Origin of the sequence: Mesorhizobium sp., from assembly GCF_004962925.1 — a bacterium.
Lineage (GTDB): Bacteria > Pseudomonadota > Alphaproteobacteria > Rhizobiales > Rhizobiaceae > Mesorhizobium.
The window spans coordinates 1-401 of the sequence record NZ_SUEO01000449.1; the positions used below are offsets into that span (position 1 = coordinate 1).

The following is a 401-nucleotide window of genomic DNA, read 5'->3' on the forward strand; positions in this document are numbered from 1 at the left end:
GGCCCAGATGTAGTCGGCATCCTTGCTCAGCATGTGCCAGATGATCATTGCAAGCTTGCGCGCGGTGGCGACGGCCGCGATGTGCTTCCCGCGGCGCGAGGCGATCCGCTTGTAGAAGGCGCGTAGAGGTCCTGGCGATCGCACTGCTGCCCATGCCGCCTCGACCAGCATCCCCCGGGCATGGCCGCGGCCCTGCTTCGTGATGCGGCCGTGATAGGCTGGCCCCTCACCGGACTGCCGCACGCTAGGATTGAGGCCAAGATAGGCGACAAGCCTCTGTGGATCGCTGAAGCGCCGTATGTCGCCGATTGCCGCGGCAACGCTCGCAGCCACGGTGACGTCGAGGCCGGGCAACGTCATTAGGCGGCGGATTGTCGGGTCCTGGAGGGCATGCACCGCGA

Annotated in this window: 1 protein-coding gene; it reads right to left on the reverse strand. The window is 66.6% G+C overall.

Features of this window, described 5'->3' with window-relative positions; genetic code table 11:
* A partial coding sequence (locus E5W87_RS35650; protein ID WP_292408706.1) for a transposase occupies positions 1 to 401 on the reverse strand: 401 nt, incomplete at both ends.